The organism is Candidatus Omnitrophota bacterium (assembly GCA_028715965.1).
Taxonomy (GTDB): domain Bacteria; phylum Omnitrophota; class Gorgyraeia; order Tantalellales; family Tantalellaceae; genus JAQUQS01.
Map to the genome: position 1 here is coordinate 1 of JAQUQS010000061.1, position 3,007 is coordinate 3,007.

The 3,007-nt window shown below is 50.8% G+C and carries 2 protein-coding genes; both read right to left on the reverse strand.

What is annotated here, in order from left to right; genetic code table 11:
- The coding region (locus tag PHH49_08715) for an MBOAT family protein (protein ID MDD5489021.1) at nucleotides 1-1,202 on the reverse strand (1,202 nt) is incomplete at its 3' end.
- Nucleotides 1,203-1,412: 210 nt separating this feature from the next.
- A partial coding sequence (locus tag PHH49_08720; protein MDD5489022.1) for a hypothetical protein occupies nucleotides 1,413-3,007 on the reverse strand: 1,595 nt, incomplete at its 5' end.

A 3,007-nucleotide genomic window follows, 5' to 3' on the forward strand; every position in this document is an offset into this window, starting at 1 on the left:
AACATCTCCTTCAACGTGAAAACAACCTGGGCCACGTTACCCAAGGCAAAGAACAATATCCCCACGCTGAACAGGTTGAAGACCAGAAGAACACTCATGGTATTTCCACATTTCTTGAACGCCTTGCTTCTTTCCCCGATCGATATCAGGACGGGGCGTACTTTATTGTACAGGACAAGCAAAATACCATGGTAAACACCCCAGAGCACGAATCTCCATGCCGCTCCGTGCCATAAACCCATTATCGACCAGGTCAACAGAATGACTATAGGAGCGGGTATACTCCATTTCCGGTATCTCACGAGGGCTAATGGGTAGAAAACGTATTCCTTCACCCATGTGGTAAGGCTGATATGCCATCTTTGCCAGAAATCATACAGGTTCCTCGCGAAAAACGGGGTCCTGAAGTTGGTCATTATGTTAAAACCAAGCAATCTGGCGATCCCTCTGGCCATATTAGAATATCCCGAAAAGTCGGCGTATACCTGGAACGCGAAGGCGTACATGGCAAGAAGCGCCATACTTCCTGAAACAGCCGGCGTAGGCGTGAACGCCGCATAGGTGAACTTCTTAAGGTTATCAGCTATAACGATCTTCTTGAATAGCCCCCAGAATATCAACCAGCTTCCCTGGTATATGTCATCCGCGCATATGCGCCTGTCGTTCTCTATCTGAGGCAAAAGGTTACGGGCACGTTCGATGGGTCCTGCCACCAACTGCGGAAAAAACACGATGAAGAGGGCAAAATCCTGGAATTTACGTGTAGGTTCTATGACCTTGCGGTATATGTCTATGGGGTAGCTCATCGCCTGGAACGTGTAAAAGGATATTCCCAGGGGTAATATCACGCTCAAAGTCACCCCGTCCACTTCCCACCCCAGCGCCCACAACATATTCTGCAGGTTATCCAGGAAAAAATTCGCGTATTTGAAATAAGCAAGAACTGATAGGTTCAAGACAACAGCTGCGGTAAGTAGATATTTACGGTGTTTTTCACCGGACGCCTCGAAAATACGCGATCCGGCGTAATAGTTCAAGCAGGTCGAGAACAGGACCAACGACAGGAACCGCCAGTCCCAGAATGAGTAGAATACATAGCTCGCCACCAGTAAAAGCAGGTTCTGCCACTTGCGTTCAAGAAAGACATAGAACACGTAGACAAGTGCGAAAAAAACGGCAAAATTCAGGCTATTAAAAACCATATTATTAAGAATATATCATATAGATCATGTTTGTACAAATCCCAGGGGGAAATGGCCTGTACAAAAAAACGGGGATAACGCCACTATCCGCCTTTCCTCTCCTCGAAAGATGGACCATTGGGGCGCACTATTTACCTGCGTTATCGCATTATTGCCGGACCCGGCATTACCGGGTCCGGCAGCAATGATCTAAAGCGCGAGTTCTGTCGATTAGAACGCGGTGTCGGCCGCCAGGTCCGCGAACAGCGCCTCGTCGATCGCCTTGTCGGCTTCCTTGCTTCCCGCGCTTTCCAGCCTGATGATCTCGCGGCCGGATTTTGCCTCTTTTTCCCTGCGTGCTACCTCGCGCAGCCTGTTTATACCTTCGTCAGTTATACCGGCGAACGCCACGTAATTCGCTCTTGTTAGCGCCAGAGCCAGCGCCATACCGAACGTAAAGTCTTCTCCTGCTATGATATAACTATCGCACTTATCCGATACTGCCCCGAAGAAAGGTTCGTTCCCGGTGAAAATACCGGTGACTTTGGTATCGACCGACATATCGGCGCGTTTTACATAAGCTATCTTATCCGCAAGCTCATCTTGCGTCACTACGCTTATGACCTCGGCTATGTCTCCCCAACCTTTTACGGTATCCAGCGCCTCTTCAGGAGCTTCACATACAATGATTATCCCCTGCTGTCTGTCCCTGTTCAAAGCGTTGCGTCTGGCCAGATCTTTTGCCAGGGCCTTCAATCCATCGGCATCTCTAGCCAGCATATCCGCGGATACCACCAGGACGTTGTTCCTATCGGTGGTTTTCAGCTCATCTGTGCCGGAAAGTGAACTCGCGAACGCTTTAGCGCTTTCTACCTCATAATGCAGCACCGTTACAGGCCCCTTACCATCCTGCTCGTCTTCCCGGATATCGGCAGAACCTTCCATCTTATCCGATATGCCGCGCTTAGCCGAATTCATGTAGGCTGTGCTCATGGCAAGTGCGATCATGCCCAGGGTCATGCTACCCGCGCTACGCAGCAAGGTGCCTTTACCCACATCAAGAATACCGACCATGGCCGAAGATAACCCGCCGGCGCCGGGCGCCAGGTCTGTGGCTAGACCCCTCATCTCCGCGATATCTTTTTCTTCACGTGTCCTGCTCTTTTCAAGATAGGCAGCCACCGTCACACTAAGCATCCTGATGAGTTCCGTATCGCTGGTATCCGCATCAGCAAAGCCTAAGGAGAGCCTCTCCCAGGCCTCCAGCCTTTCCATTCCCTGCCGTATCCCGGCAATATTCTGCAGGGTAAGCATATCCGCGAGCCCGGCTTCGCGCATCACGGTCTCGGTAGCGGGCACACCTTCACCAATTGTGCTCAATATGAAGTTATCCCCTTCCCTGCGCAATACGCGCACCTGTAACGTGCCATCACTCCTCCTTTCGAGTATATGCTCAGCCACCCTCTCGTTGTAGACGACTTCCCTCAACATTACAGCGATCATATCGCCTACGAACTCAGCATCTGCGTCCGCTACATGAGGATGAGTATGACCCCTCAGAAGGACATCATCGTCCGAATAAACGGCCTCTGTAGAACTCATGTATCTGATACTCCCATCAGAGTTGAAGACTATTTCGGCCTTACTTGAAAAACGTATCTGGCCGTCGGACAATATCGCGTATGTGACCTCATATGGGAGGACCCCGCCCAACCTGGCTACATCATTCTGGAATCCCTCTGATCCGGCTATCGCTTCCGGCATCAGGCTGGCAAGAGACACCCCATCATACTCATCACCGTTTATCACGCCCAGCATATCCCCGT